This window comes from Sphingomonas sp. UBA978, assembly GCF_002292295.1.
GTDB lineage: Bacteria > Pseudomonadota > Alphaproteobacteria > Sphingomonadales > Sphingomonadaceae > Sphingomonas.
The window spans coordinates 38895-59655 of the sequence record NZ_DBBS01000020.1; the positions used below are offsets into that span (position 1 = coordinate 38895).

Annotated in this window: 16 protein-coding genes; 7 read left to right on the plus strand and 9 right to left on the minus strand. The window is 68.8% G+C overall.

Annotated features, from left to right (window positions below):
• Positions 1–150: 150 nt before the first annotated feature.
• From B2515_RS12830 to B2515_RS12850, 5 genes are all read left to right on the plus strand, one after another.
• Entirely contained in the window at positions 151–798 is a 648-nt protein-coding gene (locus B2515_RS12830; RefSeq protein ID WP_293876885.1) for a sigma-70 family RNA polymerase sigma factor, read from the plus strand.
• On the plus strand, positions 779–1744 hold the full coding sequence (locus tag B2515_RS12835) for a FecR family protein (protein ID WP_293876887.1): 966 nt from the start codon (positions 779–781) through the stop codon (positions 1742–1744). The genes B2515_RS12830 and B2515_RS12835 overlap by 20 nt, the downstream gene beginning before the upstream one ends.
• A 98-nt stretch (positions 1745–1842) precedes the next feature.
• Positions 1843–4779: a TonB-dependent receptor gene (locus B2515_RS12840; RefSeq protein WP_293876889.1), complete on the plus strand. Its 2937-nt coding sequence runs from the start codon at positions 1843–1845 to the stop codon at positions 4777–4779.
• A gap of 59 nt (positions 4780–4838) precedes the next feature.
• Positions 4839–7664: a M16 family metallopeptidase gene (locus B2515_RS12845; RefSeq protein ID WP_293876891.1), complete on the plus strand. Its 2826-nt coding sequence runs from the start codon at positions 4839–4841 to the stop codon at positions 7662–7664.
• Complete coding sequence (locus B2515_RS12850) at positions 7661–9211, plus strand: M28 family peptidase (protein ID WP_293876893.1); 1551 nt, start codon at positions 7661–7663, stop codon at positions 9209–9211. Before B2515_RS12845 ends, B2515_RS12850 begins: the two co-directional genes overlap by 4 nt.
• Before the next feature lie 383 nt (positions 9212–9594).
• Here B2515_RS12850 and B2515_RS12855 read toward each other — a convergent pair whose 3' ends face one another.
• The 6 genes from B2515_RS12855 to B2515_RS12880 all read right to left on the minus strand — a co-directional run bounded on the left by B2515_RS12855 (position 9595) and on the right by B2515_RS12880 (position 13397).
• Positions 9595–9738 (minus strand): entericidin A/B family lipoprotein, encoded by a 144-nt coding sequence (locus B2515_RS12855; RefSeq protein ID WP_414711398.1) that lies wholly within the window; start codon positions 9736–9738, stop codon positions 9595–9597.
• Between the two features lie 65 nt (positions 9739–9803).
• Entirely contained in the window at positions 9804–10685 is an 882-nt protein-coding gene (locus tag B2515_RS12860; protein ID WP_293876895.1) for a hypothetical protein, read from the minus strand.
• A 34-nt stretch (positions 10686–10719) separates the two neighbouring features.
• Positions 10720–10917, minus strand: coding sequence for a CsbD family protein (locus B2515_RS12865; protein WP_293876897.1), 198 nt, complete (start codon positions 10915–10917; stop codon positions 10720–10722).
• Positions 10914–12434 (minus strand): helix-turn-helix transcriptional regulator, encoded by a 1521-nt coding sequence (locus B2515_RS12870; RefSeq protein WP_293876898.1) that lies wholly within the window; start codon positions 12432–12434, stop codon positions 10914–10916. The genes B2515_RS12865 and B2515_RS12870 overlap by 4 nt, the downstream gene beginning before the upstream one ends.
• Before the next feature lie 6 nt (positions 12435–12440).
• A complete protein-coding gene (locus B2515_RS12875) occupies positions 12441–12806 on the minus strand; it encodes a CsbD family protein (protein WP_293876900.1) in 366 nt (121 codons plus the stop codon).
• Positions 12807–12854: 48 nt separating this feature from the next.
• Positions 12855–13397: a hypothetical protein gene (locus B2515_RS12880; protein ID WP_293876902.1), complete on the minus strand. Its 543-nt coding sequence runs from the start codon at positions 13395–13397 to the stop codon at positions 12855–12857.
• 503 nt (positions 13398–13900) lie between these two features.
• Here B2515_RS12880 and B2515_RS12885 point away from each other — a divergent pair.
• On the plus strand, positions 13901–14797 hold the full coding sequence (locus B2515_RS12885; protein ID WP_293876904.1) for a glycosyl hydrolase: 897 nt from the start codon (positions 13901–13903) through the stop codon (positions 14795–14797).
• A gap of 34 nt (positions 14798–14831) precedes the next feature.
• Positions 14832–16166: a glycoside hydrolase 5 family protein gene (locus B2515_RS12890; protein WP_293876906.1), complete on the plus strand. Its 1335-nt coding sequence runs from the start codon at positions 14832–14834 to the stop codon at positions 16164–16166.
• Positions 16167–16174: 8 nt separating this feature from the next.
• Here B2515_RS12890 and B2515_RS12895 read toward each other — a convergent pair whose 3' ends face one another.
• The 3 genes from B2515_RS12895 to B2515_RS12905 all read right to left on the minus strand — a co-directional run bounded on the left by B2515_RS12895 (position 16175) and on the right by B2515_RS12905 (position 20546).
• Positions 16175–17605, minus strand: a complete 1431-nt coding sequence (locus B2515_RS12895) for a tryptophan halogenase family protein (protein WP_293876908.1) — start codon at positions 17603–17605, stop codon at positions 16175–16177.
• Positions 17602–19053, minus strand: coding sequence for a tryptophan 7-halogenase (locus B2515_RS12900; protein WP_293876909.1), 1452 nt, complete (start codon positions 19051–19053; stop codon positions 17602–17604). The genes B2515_RS12895 and B2515_RS12900 overlap by 4 nt, the downstream gene beginning before the upstream one ends.
• Complete coding sequence (locus B2515_RS12905; RefSeq protein WP_293876911.1) at positions 19050–20546, minus strand: tryptophan halogenase family protein; 1497 nt, start codon at positions 20544–20546, stop codon at positions 19050–19052. The genes B2515_RS12900 and B2515_RS12905 overlap by 4 nt, the downstream gene beginning before the upstream one ends.
• Between the last annotated feature and the right edge of the window lie 215 nt (positions 20547–20761).

Genomic DNA, 20761 nt, shown 5'->3' on the forward strand with positions numbered 1-20761 from the left:
TAGAGGCGAACCTAGCCAGCGTCCGGCGCTCAGCCCCTCCCAGAATCGTATACACTATGGCGGCGCGACCGATCCTGTGCAAAGATCGTCCCGTCGATCCGGCGATCTGCCAACAAAAAGCGTCGCGATGCGGGCGGCGGATGTCGGAAAGTGCGGCGTCGCGCATCTCTAGCAACAGGCCGGCAGCGCAGCCGGGAGGAGGCAAGCATCTCGTCGCAACGACAGGCTCGTCCCGAGGTTATTGCGTGGGTTGGAGACCATATTCTGCCGAACGAAGCGCATGTACGCGCCCGCCTCGCGCGGATGGGCGTTCCCGACAGCGAGATCGGCGACATCGTGCAGGATGCCTATGTCGCGCTCGCGCGGCTGGACAGCGTTGCGCACATTCGCAACCCGCGGGCCTATTTCTTCACCGCCGCGCGTCATGCCCTTCTGCAACGCGTCCGTCACGATCGTATCGTCCGCATGGATGCGTTGACCGAGGCCCAGGCGCTGGTGCTGGCCGACGACGAACCCGATCCGTACCGTCACACCAGCGCACGGCTGGAATTGCTGCGTGTCCAGCGCCTGATCGACGCGCTGCCGCAACGATGCCGGACGATATTCCTGCAGCGGCGCGTGCACGGCGTGCCGCAACGCGAGATCGCCGAACGCATGGGGGTGAGCGAAGCGGTGGTCGAGGCGCAGGCGATCCGCGGGCTGCGCCTCGTCATGAAGGCAATGGAAACAGAGGACACGGCCGCCGCCCAGGCGTGCCCCGTCGCGATCGAGCAGGACAATGACAGAAACCAACGATGAGGGCGCAGCCTATTGGGCGAGCCGCCTGGACGACGGCGCGCTGGACGCCGCGGCCACGGACGCCCTGCAGGCCTGGCTCGACGCCGATCCGCGGCGGTGCGGCACGTTGCTGCGTGCGCAGGCGGGTCTCTCCCGGGTGCAGCGGTTGCGGGCGGCGGGCGTCGCCGCGCCGATCCCGGCGACCGGGCGGATGGTGGCCGCGCTGCGCCGGCATGCCGGCCGGATGATGCTGGTCGCCGCGGCGCTGGTCGCGGTGGTGGCATCGGGGCTGGCCCTGTGGCCGTCGGACCAGCATCTCGTCACCGCGCTTGGCGAGGTGCGACGTGTGCCATTGAGCGATGGATCGGTGGTGGCGATCAATACCGCGTCCAGCCTGCACGTCGCCATGGAGGCCGCGCAGCGCCGCATCGTGCTCGATCGCGGCGAGGCATGGTTCCAGGTCGCGCACGACCGGTCGCGCCCGTTCGTCGTGGCCGTGGGCGCGATCGAGGTCGAGGCGGTCGGCACCGCCTTTTCGGTCCGGCGGCGCGACGACGGCATCGATCTTCTGGTCACGCAGGGGGTGGTCGAGGTTCGCCGCGGCGGCGCCGGGCCGGCGCTGCGGGTACGGGCCGGCGAAAAGATGGTCGTTCCGACCGCAGGCGTTCCTGCGCCACCCGTCGCGATGCCCGCCGCCGTCGAACGCGACCTGGCATGGCGTAAGGGGGAGCTCGCGCTCGAGGGACAGACGCTCGGCGACGCGGCGAACGAGATCAATCGCTACAACCGCATCCAGATCGCGGTCGATCCGGCCGTCGCCTCGGCACCGCTGATCGGATATTTCCGCACCGACGATCCGGTCGCCTTCGCCCGCTCCGCCGCAGCGGTCGCCCAGGCGGACATGATCCAGGACGGCGAAACCATCCGCATCACCGTCCGGCGGCAGTTTCGCGACAGTTCGAAATAATTTCTGTGACGGTGGCGTAGGAAAGTTTCGGGCGGCGCATCTTGATGTGTGGGGACGCTGCGGCCGGGGGGCTGCGGCGTCGAGGGGGAACACATGTGATGCCTTATTATCGCTATCTGACCTTGCCGATCGCCATGGCCGCCGTCAGCCTGTCGGCAGCACCTGCGGTCGCGCAGAACCGCAGCTTCGACATCGCGGCACAGTCCGCCACCCGATCGATTCCGTTGTTCGCCCGTCAGGCCGGTATCCAGTTGCTCGCGCGCGGCGACGTGGTGCAAGGCAAGCGCACTCGCGCGGTGCGTGGCATCCATTCGGTCGACGATGCGCTGCGTCTGCTGCTGCGCGGCACCAACCTGATCGCCCGACGGCAGGACGACGACGGCGCGACCTATGTCATCGAAGCGGTGTCGGAGCATGTGGGAACCGGCGACGACGGTGGCGAGATCGTCGTCACCGGCAGCAACATCCGCGGTGCCGAACCGACCGCGCCCGTCACCGTCGTCACGGCAAAGGACATCGCGCGCAGCGGCTTCACCACGCCCGACCAGCTGATCCGCTCGCTGACGCAGGTGGGCACGTCGAGCGCCGCGACCGGGTTCGGCGGCGTCAACGCCGCGCTGAATACCGAGGCGGCGTTCGAAGGTGGCGCGCTGACGCTGCCCGACGGGTCGTTGCCCAATTCGGTCAGCGCGGGCAGCGGCATCAACCTGCGCGGACTGGGCGAGGGCGGCACGCTCGTCCTGCTCAACGGGCGGCGCATGGCCGCGGCCGGTGCGAGCGGCGGGCAGGGCGTCGATATCTCGACGATCCCGCTCAACGCGATCGAACGGATCGAGATTCTGTCGAACAGCGCATCGGCGGTCTATGGTGCCGATGCGGTCGCCGGCGTCGTCAACATCATCCTGAAAAACGGGTATCGCGGTTTCGACATGACCGTGCGCTATGGCCTGTCACAAACGAGCGCCGACGATGCGTCGATCGTCGCCAGCGGCGGGTTCAACTGGAATAGCGGGTCGCTGATGTTGTCGGGCAGCTATCGCCGCGACGACCCCGTGCTGATTGCGCGGCTCGACGGCCCGATCGGCGACCAGCGCTCGCGCGGCGGCAAGGATTTTCGCAGCCAGCGCTGTTCGCTGGGCGAGCCGGGCAATCTGCCGGTGTTCATCCTGCCGGCCAACAGCGGTCGCCCGCGCACCTGCGTCTATGGTCCGGCCGGTCCCGGCACCAGCCTGACCGCCGCCGATTTCATCCCGGCGGCACAGGCAGGCGAGGTGCGCTATACCGATTACCGCTCGGTCGAACTGACCCCGTCGAGCGACAATCTGGCGTTTAGCGGCACGCTGTCGCAGACCCTGGTCGGCAGCTGGACGGTCGACATATCGGGCCTGTGGTCGCAGCGGACCTCGCTCGCGCGCATCCAGCCTGCCTCGGGCAGCATCCTCGTCCCCGCGACCAATCCGTTCAACCCGCTCGGCCGTCCGGCCCGCACCTATTACGACTTTCGCGGCGAAATCGCGCTGGGGACCTTTCCGCGGACGCTGCAATCGAGCACCTTCACCAGCTTCGGGGGCAGCATCGGGTCGCGGGTCAAGCTGCCGTTCGGCAACTGGCGTGCGGCCGTCGATGCAACGTTCAGCCGCAACATCACCCGCGGTTATACGACCGGCCTCAACGCCGCCGCGTTGGTCGCGGCGGCCGCCGACACCAACCGGGCGACCGCGCTCAACCTGTTCGGCGACGGATCGGCACAGAATCCCGAGACGCTGAAGAAGCTGGTGTCGCGTCGCGACTTTCCGCGCTGGATCAGCGAGGACCGCCAACTGGTCGCCCGCGCCGACAGCACCCTGCTGACATTGCCGACCGGGGAAATCCGCGCTGCTGTCGGTGGGGAATATCGCAATCCGGTCATCACCCGGACCCTGTCCACGGGGGTCCGCCTCGTGGCAGACGGCACCTATTCCCGCGCGCAATATGCCGCGTTCGGGGAAGTGCAGATCCCTTTGATCGGCAAGGACGTCGCCTTCCCCGGCATGCGGTCGCTGGTGGTGACGCTGGCGGGCCGGGAGGACTGGTACGACAGGATCGGAACCGTCGATTCCGTCCATGCCTTTACCAAGCGGGCCGGCGTGGCGTGGGAAATGGTGAAGGGGCTGACGGTGCGCGGGCAATATTCGACCGCCTTCCGCGTCCCCTATAACGACCAGCTGTTCGCGCCGCAGACCAACAGCAACAACCGGGTCAACGATCCGAAGTTCGGCGGCCAGACCGTCGTCACGACCTTTCGCACCGGCGGCAACCCGATGCTCGACAACCAGACGTCGAAGACGTGGTCGGGCGGCGGCGAACTGTCGCTGTTCAACCGGATCGTCACGCTGTCGGCCGATTACTACAACATCCACTATCGCAACCTGGTGTTCCGGCCGAGCGCGGACGACTTCATCCAGATCGAGGATCTCTATCCGCAATATTTCCGCCGCGCGGCGCCCGCGGCGGGGCAGAGCGCGGGTGTGCTCGAGTTTCTCGACAACATCCCGATCAACGCCGCGACCTTCAAGAGCAGCGGTATCGATGCCCGGCTGAACGTCCGCCTGCCTGAAAACAGGCTGGGGTCGTTCAACCTCAACGTACAGGCGAGCGAGGTGCTGACCCGCAAGCGCCGGTTGCTCCCGCGCACCGAAGAGACCGACCTGCGCCGCAACCTGCTGTTCGGATCGCCCTTTTCGCTGCGCGGCACTCTCGACTGGAGCAAGGGGGCGGTCGGCGCGATCCTCGCGGTCAATCACAAATCGGGGACCGACAATCCGGTGTTCGGCGCGAAGGTGCTGACCGTCGGCAGCATCACCACGCTCGACGCGCAGCTGCGGGTCAAGATGGGGGAGCGCACGGGCCTGATGCAGGGGACGACGTTGTCGATGGGCGCGACCAACCTGCTCGGCACGCGGTCGCCGTTCCTCGATTCCGATTATGGCATCGACTTCTTCCGGTGGGATCCGCGCGGGCGCGTGGTCTATCTCACCATCGGCAAAAACTTCTGATCGATCCGGACGGGGCCGCGCGATCCGGCCCCGTCCGCGACGCATGGGGACGACCTTTCTTGACCAGCCTTCTCCGTTCCGTTCTTGCGGCAACGCTGCTTGCCACCACCGCCACGGCCGCCGTCGCACAGACCGCCCGCGGCACGGCGTCTGCGACCGAGCCGGCACCGCTTGCCGATCTGATTCGGTCGGTCGACGTGCCGTATCGATCCTTCGTCCTCGCCAACGGGCTGCGCGTCATCGTCAGCACCGATCGCAAGGCACCGGTGGTGGCGGTGTCGGTCTGGTATGATGTCGGGTCGAAGCACGAACCGGTCGGGCGGACGGGGTTCGCGCATCTGTTCGAGCATCTGATGTTCAACGGATCGGAGAATGCGCCGGGCGAATTCTTCAGCCGGCTGAAGGACATCGGCGCCACCGGTGCGAACGGCACCACCTATTTCGACCGGACCAATTATTACGAGACGGTGCCGAGCGAGGCGCTGGCGCGCGCGCTGTTCCTCGAAAGCGACCGCATGGGCCATCTGCTGGGCGCGGTGACGCAGCAGTCGCTCGATACCCAGCGCGGCGTCGTCCAGAACGAGAAGCGGCAGGGCGACAACGAGCCTTATGGCCTGATGCAATACCGGACGGACGCGGCGCTGTTTCCCCGCGACCACCCCTATGGCCACGCGCCGATCGGGTCGATGGCCGATCTCGATCGCGCCAGCCTGGGCGACGTGAAGGCGTGGTTCGCGCGCCATTACGGCCCGAACAACGCGGTGCTGGTGCTGGCCGGCGACATCGACGTGGCGACCGCCCGGCCGCTGGTCGAGCGCTATTTCGGCGACATTCCCGCCGGTCCCAGGACGCCGCGCCCGGCGATCGCGATCCCCGCCCTGCCCAGGGCGATCGCCGAGACGATGACGGACAGCGTCTCGGCGACGCGTGTCGCCCGTTCGTGGGCGATGCCCGGCATGGGATATCGCGATGCGGTGCTGCTGGAGCTTGCAGCGGCGATCCTCGGCGGCACCGAAACGGCGCGACTGCCGCTGGCGCTGGTCGATCGCGCGCCGGTGGCGTCGCGCGTGACGGCCGGCACCGACATCTATGCACAGGGCGGGCGGTTCGAGATCGAGCTGGACGTGCGCCACGGCGTCGATCCGGCCACGGCGACGCGCGCACTGGATGCACAGCTTGCCGCGTTCCTGCGCGACGGCCCGACCGGGGAGGATATCCGCCGCTATGTGACGCGATCGGTGGTCCGCACGATCCAGAGCGTCGAATCCGCCAGCGGCAAGGCATCGGTCCTCGCCAATGGCGCGCTCTACACGGGCGATCCGGGGCAGTTCCGACGCGATCTGGCGATCATGGCGGCGGCGACGCCCGAGACGGTGCGCGCGGCGGCGCGGCGCTGGCTTTCGCGTCCCGCCTATACGCTGACGGTGCAGCCCGGCACGCGCGCGGCCTATGCCGAGGCGGCGATCACACCCAGGCCGGCTACCGCCGCGACGACCCCGCCCGCCGCAACGACCGCGCCCGCCGCCGGCACGCGTGGCGCGATGCCGCCGGTCGGCGCGGCGGCGGACGTCGGCTTTCCCGTGGTCGAACGCGCGCGTCTGTCGAACGGGATCGAACTGGTCCACGCGCGGCGGCCGTTGCCGATCACCTATGTCACGATGGATTTCGATGCCGGTCAGGTCGCCGATCCAGCGGACGGTGCCGGTATCCACGACCTGGCGATGGCGGTGCTCGGCCGGACCAGCGGAACGCTCGACGCCGCGGCGTTCGGCGCGGCGCGCGACCGGCTGGGGATGCGGACGGGGGCGGCAGGGTCGCGGGACCGGACGCGCGCGATGATGAACGTGCCCAGCGTCAACCTGACCCCCGCGCTCGCGCTGTTCGCCGCCATGGTACGGCGGCCGGCCTTCGCCCCCGAAGAGATCGAGCGCGCGCGTGCCTTGCAGATCGCCGGGTTGAAGACGGTGCTGGCCACACCGTTCGGCCTGTCCGGACGGGTCGGCGATCCGTTGGTCTATGGCCCGGCATCGCCTTATGCGCGTGCCGGTAACGCCGACCCCGCAGTGGTCGCGGCGGCGACGCGCGACCAGTTGATGGCGTTCCACCGCGCCTGGGTACGGCCCGACAAGCTGCGCGTCTTCGTCGTCTCCGACCGGTCGCTCGCCGACATCCGCGATGCGCTGGAACGGGCCTTTGGCGACTGGCGCGCAGACGGCCCCGCGGGCGTCAAGGCGATGCCGCCGCTCGCACCGGCATCGCCGCGCATCGTCCTGATCGACCGGCCGGGCGCACCGCAGTCGCTGGTGACGGGGTGGATTCCCACCAACGCGCCCGACGATACCGATCTGCTCGCCGAAACGACCGCCAACGAGGCGCTGGCCGGCAATTTCCTGTCGCGCGTCAATATGAACCTGCGCGAGGACAAGCACTGGACCTATGGCGCGTCAGGCCGGTTCCGCCGGGTGGAGCACGCCATTCCCTATTCGGTGACGGCATCGGTGCAGGCGGACCGGACCGGGGACAGTATCGCCGCGATCCGCAGCGACATCGCCGCCTTTCTCGGCGACCGGCCGATGACGCAGGCGGAGTTCGACCGGACGATCAACGGCGCCACCCGCGAATTGGCCAGCCGGTTCGAGGAAAGCTCGGAAGTCCTGTCGGTCATGCTCTCCAACGACCTGTACCGCCGGCCCGACGATTATTATGCGACCATCGCCGCGCGTTATCGCGCCTTCACCCTGCCGCAACTGCGGGCGGCGTTGCCGCACATGCTCGATCCCGCGAAGACGATCTGGATCGTCGTCGGCGACGCGGCCAGGGTCGCGCCGCAACTGGCGTCGATCGGCCTGCCGGTCGAGACGATCCGTGCGGAGGACGTACGATGAGGGCGGCCGTGCTAGCACTCGCCGCCGTGCTGCTGATCGGCACCGCGTCACCCGCCCGGCGGGTCGGGATCGCGTCGTCCGCGTCGCGATTGCGTGCCGATGTCACCTGGCTGTCGGCGGATGCTCGGATGGGGCGCGATCCCGCCGGATCGGGCTATGCGCAGGCGTCGGCCTATGTGGCGCGCGCCTTCGCCGGGGCCGGGCTTCGCCCCGCCGGCGATAGCGGCTTCTTCCAGCCGGTGCCGCTGGTCCGCTATGGCGTCGGCGGGCCGGTGACGGCGACCTTCATGGTGCCCGGGCGGCCGGTCGTGACGTTGCGACCGGGCGTGGACATCTATCCCGAAGCCGATCCGACCGCACCGGGGCAGCGCGTGTCGGCGCCGGTGGTCTTCGTCGGCGACGGTATCGTCGATGCGAAGGGGCGCGACGATTATCGCGGGCTGGACGTGCGCGGACGGATCGTCGCGGTCCGCTTCGGCGGCGCGGGCATCGACGATCCGGTCGATCGCGCCATCTTGTGGGATATCGCCCGCAAGCGGCGCAGCGCACGGGCACGCGGCGCGATCGGTATGATCGGAATCCATGTCGCCGATCCCGGCAATGCGTCGTTCGCGACGGCGGGCAAGGTCGCGGCCTATCCGGCGCTCGGCTGGCGGACAAACGACGGCGAGAGCGGAGGCGGACCGGCCGCCACGCCGATGCTGGCGACGATCAGCGAAGCGGGCGCGGCCGTCCTGTTCGGCGAGGATTGGCAGCGGCGGCGCGGTGCGACCCTCGCCGGAGCGGTGCTGACGATCGCGAGCGAGACGCGGATCGAACCGGCGCCGAGCCGCAACGTCGTCGCGTTCCTGCCCGGCCGCGATCCGCATCTGGCGGGCGAGACGCTGGTCCTGTCGGCGCATCTCGACCATATCGGCGTATCCGCGGGGCCGGGGGACCGGATCAACAACGGCGCGCTCGACAACGCGATCGGCGTTGCGGTGATGCTGGAGGCGGCGCGCAACCTGGCGCGGGCGCATCCGCGCCGTTCGGTGTTGTTCGTCGCCCTGACCGGCGAGGAAGCGGGTCTGCTGGGGTCGGATTATTTCGCCGCTCATCCGCCGCGCGGGGTGGGCCGGATCGTCGCCGACATCAACGTCGACATGCCGATCCTGACCTATCGCTTCGCCGACATGATCGCGTTCGGGAGCGACCTGTCGACGCTGGGCGAACCGGTGCGCGCGGTGCTGGAGCATGCCGGGGTGGCGCTATCGCCCGATCCCGAACCGGGCCAGGCGTTTTTCGCGCGGTCCGACCAGATGAGCTTCGCACGCCGGGGCGTCGCGGCGGTGATGCTGTGGCCGGGGCGGCAGGGTGCCGGCGCGGCCGCGACCGATGCCTTTCTGGAGCATCGTTATCACCGGCCCTCCGACGACATTGCGCAGCCGATCGCCTGGGCGCAGGCCGCGCGGTACGGTGCGATCATCACGACGATCGCGCGGCGCGTCGGCGATGCGCCGCAGCGTCCCCGTTTCCTCGATCCGCGCCGGTTCGCGCCGGCAGGATGAAGGCGATGGCGCGTGCCATGTGCGACGCGTGAGCGTGACGATCACGGGACCGCAGCAGCGGCGTCACCGGCGGACGGTCATCAATTGTTGTCGAACCTGCCCGGTAACGCGGTGACGCTAGGCCGGGAACGCCATGCTGCGGAACGCCGCGCCGATCCCGTATGGTTCGGTTCGGCTTGCGGAGGATCTGCGCGGGCGGGGGCGAACGACCGGCGCGCTCCCGGCGTCGCGGTCGGGAAGATCACCGGATTGGCGCCCATCTCGCCGAGGGCAGCCTCGACCGCGAGAGCGCAATGGACACGACGGTCGCCCGTCATGCCGTCCAGTCGCTCGGCGATGGTCGATGCGGGCGGGCTTTGGCGGGACGGGGCCCGCCGCCGCCGTCACTTCTTCTTGTTCTGGCCGGATGCGTCCGAGACGGCCGATCCGGCCGATTTCATATCCTTGCCGGCGCCGTTGACCGTATTGCAGGCCGCGAGCGACACCATGCTGGTCAGCGCGAGCGCAAGGCCGATTGTCTTCGTCATGATACTCTCCTTCCGTGGTGAAACGCGATGCGGCGGGTCCGGTACGCTGGACCCGCCGCGGACACTCAGCGCAGCCGGCGGCGCGTCGCCGCCGTTGCACCGAAACCGGACGCCGCCGCGCCGATCAGCAAGGCCAGCACGAGGACGAACGAGGTGCCGGCCGCCGCGCCGGCCGCCTTGTCGGTCGCCGACTTGGCGGTCGCGATCGTGTCGTTCTTGGTCCGGACGAACTGCTGCTTGGCCCGCGTCACCTGGGCCTGCGCCTCGGGACGGCTGATCTTGCGCTGGGCTGCGACGATATCGACGATGCGGCCCTCGGCCTGCCGGCCGTCGCTGCCGCCACGCGCGAGCGCGGGGAGCTGCTTGGCGATTTCCGTCTGCGCCTGTTCCGGCGTCATCTGCGCCGGATCGCTCGGCGCGTCCGACAGATAGGCCGCAGCCTCGCTGCGCACGTCGCCCTCGTCGATGCCGGCGATCGACGCCGCCTTGGGTGCGGCCGTACCGACCGTCGTCCCCGCCGCGCCGGCGACCGCGCCGACCGTGCGGAAGGCACCGCCGATGATGCCACCGACCGCCGACGTCAGGAGATAGAGGGTCAGGATGAGGGTGACGCCCCAGACGACGAGACCGTGGATCAGCGCATCGAACCGCTCGTGGACGCCGGCGACCCGCGCCGCGGCATAGCCGCCCGCACCCAACGCCAGGATCGTGGTGATGAGCCAGTAGATGCCGGCGCCGATGCCGAACCCCGTCGCTCCGGGCGTCGTGCCGTCGACCGGATCGACCATCGTCAGGCCGATCCCGGCGCCGAGAATGCCGAGGACGAGCTGCACCGCGACGGCGATCACGACGCCGGCGAAGATCGCGCCCCATGACAGGCGGGTCGGGGTCTTGCCGGGACGTGCTTCATCGACCGGCGCGAGGCCGGTGGTTACGTGGGTCGCCATAGTATCTCCTGTTGAAACGAATGTGTCGCCGCGGTCAGGGCCGCGATGATTCCGGAATGTCGGAGGCATCGGCCGCGCCGGCCTCTTTCTCGGCCGTGCCACGTCTGCGCACGGCATCGTCGCCGATCAGCTTGCCGATCGCCTCCTGCACCGACCCCTTGGCCTCGCGGGTCGCGGCAGCCTTCGTTCGGTCCTCGGTCGGCTTTTGCGGGCCGCTATGTCGAGCCGTCATGCTGCCGTCTCCTGTTCGGTTTTCTCGTGTCGAACGCCCTCGCCGTCGAAGCCACGCGCGCGTGCCCAGGCGACCGCGGCGATGCGACGATTGACGCCGATCTTGGCGTAGATGCGCGCCACATGGTTGCGCACGGTATTGCCAGCCACGTCGAGCGTCCGCGCGATCGTCTTGTCGTCATAGCCGCGGCAGATCAGCGCCAGCACGTCGCGCTCGCGTGCGGTCAGGTCATCGAGACCGGGGCCCGCGACGTCGGGCTGGGGCGCGCGGAGTCGAGCCAGCTTGTCCATGATCGAGCGGCTGAACCAGCTCGTATCCTTCATCACCGCCTCGATCGCCTCGACCAGTTCGAGTTCGGTCGCCTTGCGCTGCGTGATGTCCTGAAACGCCCACAGGACGCAGGCGTCGTCACCCAGCCGAATGGCTTCCGTGGAGACGATGCAGTCGATCGTGGTGCCGTCCTTGGCCTGGACGCGCGCTTCGTGGCCGCGAAGGTCATGGCCGCCGTCGATCGACGCCTCGATCTCGCGACGTTTGGCGTCGCTTTCCCACAGCTCGATCTCGCCGAGCGGACGATCGATGATCTCGGCCGCGTCGTAGCCGGTCATCTCGGTGAAGCTGGCGTTGACTTCGCACAGCAGATGGCCGTCGCGCACGCCGATCGCCATCGGCACGGGCGCGAGCTGGAAAGTGCGCGTGAACCGCTCCTCGCTATGCCGCAGCGCGCCTTCCGCCTTCCGGCGTGGCTCGAGGTCGGCGAAGGTGAACAGCATGCAGGGCTGGTCGCCCATGTCGATCGGCTGCCCTGCCACGATGACGAGCCTGGTTCCGCCATCGGGCATGGCGAGTTCGGCCTCCATCTGCGGGATGGTCCGCCCCTCGGCGAGACGTTCCTTGGCCAGATCGCGCTGGTCCGCGGCACGCAGCACGTCGATGTCGTACACCGTCCTGCCCAGCACCTGATCGCGGTCGTGCCCGGTCATCTCGAGGAAGCCCTGGTTGACCTTCACGAAACGCAGGTCGCTCAGGCGGCAGATCACCGCAGGCGCGGGGTTCGCGTTGAACGACTGCTCGAAGCGGTCTTCCGCCTCGAAGCGCGCCGACACGTCCTGCATGATGAGCACAAGGCAGGCCGGTTCGGCGTCGTCGGCATCGTTGAGGACGAGGCTGCGCACCTGATGCACCCAGCGCGGTGCATCCTCGCCCGCGACGGTCACTTCGACCACGACTTCGGAAAAGGCGTCGCCGGCGACCACGCGTTCAATGGGATAATCGTCGGCCTCGAGACGGTGATTGTTGCGGTAGCGCAGCTGAAACCGTGAACGATACTCGTCCACCGTCGCGCCGAGATCGGCAATGTCCTGCACGCCGTGCATGGCCAAAGCGGCGTCGTTCGCCCAGAGCAGGCTCTGGTCGGGATCGATCAGGATCACGCCCTCGTCGAGACCGACGATGATCTGGCGCAGGTGGCGCAGATCTGCGGTCTCGCGCAGGGATTTGAACGAAGCCTCGGCCATGACGGATCAGTCGCGGCGACCGTGGACGAGCCAGGCAAGGCCATAGCCGACCATTGCCGCGGCAAGGGCCCAGATTACGGGCTGATCCTGCACGGTCTGGGCCGCGATCTTGCCCCCCTTCTGCGCACCGTCGGCAACCCGCTCGCCGGCCGCCTTCAGACGCTCACGCGCTTCCTCGGCCAGTTCGGGGGCGCTGTCGATCGCGTCTCCGACGATCGACCTGGCACGGCCGTAGCTATGCTGCGCGCCGCCTGCGACCTGATCGACCACGCCGTCGACCTTCCAGTCGCGGCTGTCGACGGCATCGCCGACCGCCTTCTCGACCTTGCCGCCCACATAGCGGGCGCCGCCCTGAAACTCGTCCTTGTTCATGATCGATTCCTGGTAAAATGAAGAGTAGAATGAAGACGCGGCCTATCGTTACGGCGCGACGCCGCAGCCTGCGGCGGCCTTGCCGACGGCCAATACGATGGCGGGATCCTTCAGCTCTCCCGCGACCCGCAGGAGGTCGCCGACCGTCAGCACACCGGGCGTGGCGTCGCCCCGGCGATAGGCCGCGGCGGCACGGCCCAGCGTCTGAAGCTGGCCGAGCGACAGGTCCGATTGCAGCCGGGTGCCGACGCAGTCCGCACGTTGCTGATCGAGCCCGTAGCGCTGAAGACCCGTCGAGATACGGGTTGCGGGCGCAGCGCACGCGGTCAGCGTCAGTGCACCCATGCACGCCATCACCAATGTCTTCATGCGCTGTTCCCTCGGCCGGGATCGCTGCGTTGCGGCCGGTTCGAGCGTTTCAACCGTCGATAGGATGTCGCGTTCCTGGTATTTTTGCCGGTGCGCTTGGTTGTAAAATACCATCGCTGTTGCCGCGCGCTCGATCCCAATAGAGTTGCTCGAAGCGCAAATGGAGCGATCGCGACGTCGGGTCCGAACTCTCCGCGGCCAGCCGGCGATGATCGTCTGCACGCTTGAGAAGATAGTCTCGCTCTTCGGCGTCGGTTCGTGGTGTCGATTGGGACGGGGCAGGATCGGTCATGGCACCAACTGCTACCACCGCACCGCGCAGGCCCATATCGTGCCAAAATACCCAGTGCCTGGTAGATCTGTATCCGCGAACGAAAGCCGGGGCGGTTCGATGCCAGGGGCGTCTGCTCGGTCAGGCGGGAGCGCGCCCGTGGCGCGGTTCGTTCGCAAAAGCCGATCCCGTCGTTGTGCGTCGGCAACGACACGAACAGAAAATGATTTTCTTTTATCGTTCTGCCTGCCACCCTGCCGTCGGGAAACGAGGATGTGGATCGATGGGCGGCGACGAGACCGTTTGCGGCAGGATGGATGGGTGCGCCGTGACGACCGACGGGTCGACTGGCGGCGGGGCCGGTGGGCCGATGTGGACGCGCCGCAATACGCTCTTGTCCGCCGTTGCCTGCACGTTGCTCTCCGCAACGGCGTCCGCCGGGCATGGTGTCGCCTTGGCGACGCCCGCTGCCGATGCGGGGGCCCGCGCGCTCTATGCCTGGCTATGGTCGCAATATGGCAAGCGCACGCTGACCGGCCAGCAGGAGAACCCCGGCCTGCCACGCGACGAACTCGCGTATATCGCGCGGGTTACCGGTCGCCAGCCGGCGCTGCTCGGCCTCGATTACATCGACCCGGCGGACTGGGGCGGCGTGCGGGAGCGCGCCCTGGCGTGGCATCGGCGCGGGGGTATCGTGACCCTGTGCTGGCATTGGGGCGCCCCGACGACCGGCACCGGCTACGAGAATTCCAAAAAGGACTTCGACGTCGTGGCGGCGCTTCGCGCGGGGACGGTCGAGAACCGCGCGATGCTGGAGCAGATGGATGCGGTCGCCGGCGAGCTGCGCTGGCTGCGCGATCGCGGCGTTCCGGTACTGTGGCGGCCTTTCCACGAATTCAGCGGCGACTGGTTCTGGTGGGGCAAGCACGGGCCGGATGCGTTCCGGCGATTGTGGTCGACGATGTTCACGCGCTTCGGCGACAGGCATCGGCTGACCAACCTGATCTGGGTGCTGGGCTGGGCCGGGCAGAACGTCGACCCCCGCTATTATCCGGGCCGGTCGATGGTCGACGTCGCGGGGGCGGACATCTACGCAAGCGACCACGGCAATCTGGCGCCGATGTTCGCCGCGGTGAAGCGCATCGTCGGCGAGACCGTGCCGATCTGCCTGCACGAGAACGGGCCGATCCCCGACCCGGCGCTGCTCGGTCCCGACGCCGACTGGCTGTGGTTCATGACGTGGCATACGCGCTGGCTGACCGAGGCCGTGCAGAACCGGCCGGACACGCTGCGTGCCGCCTATCGGGCAGAGCGCTATCTGACCCTGGACGAGATCGCGCGGCGGCGATGATGTCGCTGCCGCCTATTCACATGAGGACGAAGACATGACGATCGATCGACGCACGCTGCTGGGATCCTCGGCGCTGATAGCGGGCACCACGGCGTTCGCGGGGCTTCATGCCGCGGCCCCGGCGCGCACGCCCTTCGTCACGCGCGAGGGGATGCGGCTGATGGCGGGCGGGCGCCCGTATCGCTTCGTCGGAGCGAACATCTGGTACGCCGCCTTTCTCGGTGCCGATGCTCCGTTCGGCAACCGTGCGCGGCTGCGGCGCGAACTCGATGCGCTGAAGGCGATGGGCGTCACCAACCTGCGCATCCTGGCGTCGGGGGAGGAGGGGCCGTTGCGCAATGCGATCAAGCCCGGTTTCCGGGGCCCGGGGCCGGACTATAACCAGGCGCTGCTCGGCGGGCTCGACTATGCGCTTGCCGAGATCGGCCGTCGCGACATGCGCGCGACCTTGTACCTGACCAACTTCTGGGAATGGTCGGGCGGGATGATGACCTATCTATGGTACGTCAACGGCGGGCATTATATCGATGCGAACGATCCCGCGCACCCCTGGCCCGCCTTCGCCAACGCCAATGCCGCCTTCTACGGCAACGACAAGGCGGTCGGCCTCTACCATGATTACGTCCGCGCGATCGTCACCCGGACCAACGGCGTGACGGGCAAGCCCTACGCCCAAGACCCTGCGATCATGGCGTGGCAACTCGCCAACGAACCGCGACCGGCGGGGGACATGGCGCATGCCGACCTGCCGACCTTCTACGCCTGGGTCGGCAGGACCGCGCAGTTGATCCGCTCGCTCGATCCGCATCACCTGATCTCGACGGGATCGGAGGGGCTGAAGGGCGCGCTGGAGCAGGGCGACATCGTGCTTGCCGAGCATGGCATCGCCGAGATCGACTATCTGACCGCGCACATCTGGCCCAACAACTGGGGTTGGGTCGAGCAGGCCGACCTGCCGCGCACCTTTGCGCGCGGCGAAACGCTGAGCGCGGACTATCTGCAACAGCACGTCGGCTTCGCACGCCGGCTCAACAAGCCGCTCGTCGTCGAGGAGTTCGGTTTCCCGCGCGATGGCGGCAGCAACGATCCGGCGGCGGCGACCACCTATCGCGATCGTTTCTACGGCCTGATCTATGCCGCCGCGGAGCGCGACATGGCCTCGGGCGGGCCGATCGCCGGCACCAATTTCTGGGCGTGGAACGGGGAGGGGCGGGCGGAGCATGCGGATGCGCGGTTCAAGCCGGGCGATCTGCAGTATCTGGGCGATCCGCCGCATGAGCCGCAGGGCTGGTACGGGGTGTTCAACAGCGATCGGTCCACCGTCCGGCTGATATCGCGGCATGCGGCGGCCGTCGCGGCGATGCGCTGAGGCGGCGGTCAGCCGACCCTTGGCATCTGCTGCGCCATCGCGGCATTGGCTGCGCGCATCTGGTGGAGCGCGCCGGTGATCCGGTCTTCGTCGAGCGCGTCGACGACCGGATCATAGCCGTCGGGCACGATGCCCTGGCCCAGCATCACCGCGACCCAGCTGGGGATGGCGAACAGTTCGTCGTCGTAGCGGAAGATGCGACCCTTTTCCCGGAACAGCGCGATCTTGCGGCGGAGCGTGTCCGGCAGCGGCATCGTGCGGACATGGTTCCAGAAGGGCGTGTCGTCGCGGCGGGTCGCGGCGTAATGAAGGATGATGAAGTCGCGGATCGCCGCATATTGATCGCGCATCAGCCGATTGTATTCGTCGCGCTCGACATCGGTGAAGCGGCGGTCGGGGAACAGCCCGAACAGCTTCGAGATACCCGCCTGGATCAGGTGGATGCTGGTCGATTCGAGCGGTTCGAGGAAGCCGCCGGCAAGCCCGAGCGCGACCACGTTGCCCTCCCACAACCGCGTCCGGCATCCCGCCTTGAACGACAGCCGCCGCGGCTCCCCGCTCGGCGCGGCGTCGAGATGGGCCATCAGCACGCGCTCGGCCTCGTCGTCGTCGACGAAGGCGCTGGCGTAGACATGGCCGTTGCCGGTCCGGTGCTGAAGCGGGATTCGCCATTGCCAGCCGGCGCGATGCGCGGTCGACCGGGTGTAGGGCAGCAACGGCTCGGTCCGTGCGGTCGGCACCGCGATCGCCCGGTCGCAGGGCAGCCAGTGAGACCAGTCGTCGAACCCCACGCCCATCGTCTCGCCGAGCAACAGACTGCGAAAGCCGGAACAGTCGATGAAGAGGTCGCCGGCGATGCGGCGATCGTCGTCGAGCCTGACCGCCGCGACATGGCCCCGCGCGTCGCGCTCGACGCCGACGATCCGGCCCTCGATCCGTACCGCGCCCTGCGTCTCGGCATGGCGGCGCAGCAACGCCGCATAAAGCGAGGCATCGAAGTGATAGGCATATTCCAGCCCCGACAGCGGCGACCGCGGATCGGGCGAAGGATGCGCGAAGCGGCCGTGCCGTGCCGCCACCGCCGACATCGCGTAATCGTCGATCGGGCCGATCCCCTCGCGGCCGCGGAGCTTGAGCCAGAGCTGGTGGAAGTTCAGCCCTTCGATATCGCGGCCGTGCGTACCGAAGGGGTGGAAATAGCGGTCCTTGCCATCGGTCCAGCCGACGAACTCGATGCCCAGCTTGGGGGTGCCGCCGGTCGCGCGCAAGAAATCGGCCTCGTCGATACCGAGGCGCGCGTTGAAGCCGCGGATCGGCGGGATCGTCGCCTCGCCGACGCCGACGGTGCCGATCNNGAAACGGGCGGCGGCGGCGGCGGCCATCCAGCCCGCCGTCCCGCCGCCGACGATCACGACGCTCTCGATCGGTTCACCGCTCATGCCACCGCCTTCATCATGCCGGCCAGGTAATCGGGATAGCGCGGCAGCGTCGCCGGGAGGGCCGCGACCGCGCGCCGCAGCTGGCTCAGCGCGGCCACGGCGCTGACCGCGGATACCGAGCCCGCGACCGGGTCGGCGATCTGGGGACGGACGCCGAGGCCGATCAGCGTCTGCTGCCACAGGCCGCGCGGCACCATCGCCTCCTCGATCGGCGGCAGCGATCCGCGCCGGCCGAACTGGACCAGCGCGCTCGCCAGTTCCGGCGGTGCGGTGCGGTCACGCATCGACCGCCAGAACGCGCCCCNNCCCCGCCGCAGCGGCTTCGCGAGATAGAAGGCCGCGGCATAGGCATGGATATGATCCGCCGCGAGGGTGGCGCGTCGGTTATACTCCGACGCCAGCAACGGGCCGTCGCCCCGCGCAGGCATCAGGTGGAGCGCGATGTCCAGCTGCGCCAGGGCGAGCGGCAGGCCCAGCCAGCCGAGCGGGCCGACCGCGGCGGCGGCATCGCCCAGCGCCAGCACGTTGCCGGCGAAGGGCGCGACCTGGCGGCGGGGGCGGATGTCGATGCGCTCGGTCCTCGCGGGCGCCAGCCGCTTCGCGCGCGCATCGCTGGCCGCGTCCGCGGCGAAGGCCGTCCCGACCAGCGTCCGATCGAGCAGCGGCCATCGCGCCGTCCAGCCATCGTCGGTCGCGTCGTAGCGGTCGCAGGGCGAGGGGGCGGACGGCACGGTGCCGAGCAGCAGGCGATCGATCGGCAGCGTCGCACTCCAGTCGATCCACGCCGTCCGGTCGGATGCGAGCAGCGCGCGCGGTCCGCTCGCATCGATGAACAGATCCGCCTCGACCCGCGTACCATCGACGACGAGCGCCGCGCAGCGGCCGTCACGCCATTCCGGCGACACGCGTGCGGCGGGGCTGACGACGATGCCGGCACGCTCGGCGGTGTGGCGCAGCCAGGACGAGGCGCGATCGGGATCGAGCCTCAGGGCATAATCGACGTGCGACAACAGCGAGTCCGGCCTATCGTCGGGATGGACGAACCGCTCCGCCTTCGCCAGCGCGGCGCCGGGCACGACATCGTCGAACGCGCCGTCGCCGTGCGCATGCCACAGCTGGTGCAGCGCCGTGCCGGCGAGCATCGCCACGCCGTCGCCTTCGCCGATGGTGAAGGCTGCGTCGCCCCAGGCGAAGGTCTGTCCGACCCGGTGCGTGGCGGCGCCGGCGGCAACCAGCGCCTCCTCACCGATGCCGATCCGGGCGAGCAGCGCCAGCCCGCGTTGATCGACGGCGGGCAGCCGGTCGGCCAGCGCGGCGGGATCGGCGGGCGGCGCGATCAGAGACACCGCGGTGCGCGGCAGCGCGCGGCGAAACGCGATCGCCGCGCATAGGCCGGTGATCCCGCCGCCGACCACGACGATCCGGTCCAGACCCGCGCGTCGGTTCATGCTGCGCTGGCCAGATATGCCTTGTGATCGGGCATGGCCGCGGTCGCGGCGGCGATGCCGGTGCGCAGCCCCGCCAGCGCGCGATCGAGCGCCGCCGCCTCGGGCAGGTCGGCGCGCGGGTCCCAGCCGGTCGGAACGATGCCCTGGCCCAGGTAGACCGCGATCCAGCTGGGTTCGAGGAACAGCCCGTGGCTGTAGCGCGACACCTGTCCGGTCTGTCGCCACAGGGCGATCTTCTCGGCCAGCGTATCCGGGATCGTCATCGTCCGCACATGATCCCAGAACGGCGAATTGTCACGCGTCGTCGCATGATAGTGGAGGATCAGGAAGTCGCGGATGCGATCGTATTCGGCGTCGACCGTCGCGTTGAAACCGTCGCGGTCGGCGTCGGTGGCCTGCCGGTCGGGGAAATGCTCGATCAACTGCGTAATCGCCATCTGCGCCAGATAGATGCTGGTCGATTCGAGCGGTTCGAGGAAACCGGAAGCGAGGCCCACCGACACGACGTTGCCGACCCAGCTGCGCCGTCGCCGGCCCGCCGCGAAGCGGAGCAGCCGCGGTTCGGCGAGCGGCGGCGATTCGAGCGCGCCGACCAGCGCATCGGCGGCGGCGTCGTCCGACAGGTGCGCGCTGGAATAGACATAGCCGTTGCCGACCCGGTGGGTGAGGGGGATGCGCCAGCGCCAGCCGGCCGGCATGGCGGTGGCGCGCGTGAACGGTTCGATCGGACCCGGCGGCGAGGCGCAGGGTGCGGCGACGGCACGGTCGCACGGCAGCCAGTGGGACCAATCCTCCCAGGCCTCGTCCATCGTCCGGCCGATCAGCAGCGCGCGAAAGCCGGAGCAGTCGACGAACAGGTCGCCCTCGATCCGTGTCCCGTCGGCGAGCAGGACGGCGACCACGTCGCCGCTCCGGGCGTCGCGCTCGACGTCGACCACCATGCCCTCGGTCCGCATGGCCCCGCGCGCCTCGGCATGGGCGCGCATGAAGGGCGCGAAGCGGGTCGCGTCGAACTGGTAGGCATAGCCGAATCCGTCGCCGAGTTCGTCGGAGCCGGGGTTGGGCCGGGCGAAGCGCCGCGCCTCGGCGGCGGCGACGCCCATCGAATAGTCACCGATCGGCGCCGCCTCGCCCGCGGCGTGACGGCGCAGCCAGTAATGGTGGAATCCGACTCCGGCGAGTGACTGGCCGTACGTACCGAAGGGGTGAATGTAGCGGTCGCCGATCGCGCCGAAGTCGCGAAACTCGATGCCCAGTTTGAAGGTCGCATGGGTCTGCGCCATGAACGACGCCTCGTCGATGCCCAGCCGCGTGATGAACGCGCGCAGATGGGGCAGCGTCGCCTCGCCGACACCGACGATCCCGATTTCGGCGCTCTCGATCAGATGGATGCTGGCCGCGCGCGGGATGAGCGAGGCCAGCGACGCGGCGGTCATCCAGCCCGCCGTGCCGCCGCCGACCACGACGACCCTCGTCTTTCGCTCTGCGAGCACGGGCCTCTCCCCATTTAGGTTCGGCATGCCGACCTGTATCCGCGTCGGCCATACCTGTTGCTCAAATGCATACTGCCCCGATTATTTATATCAAGTTTCGATAATTCACTTGAAGCCGCTGTCATGCCTGTAATAACGACGCTCGTGCGGTGTGATCCACAACGGACGCGCCGTTGCCACCAGATCTTCCGGCCGGAACCGGAAGGCGGTTTGGG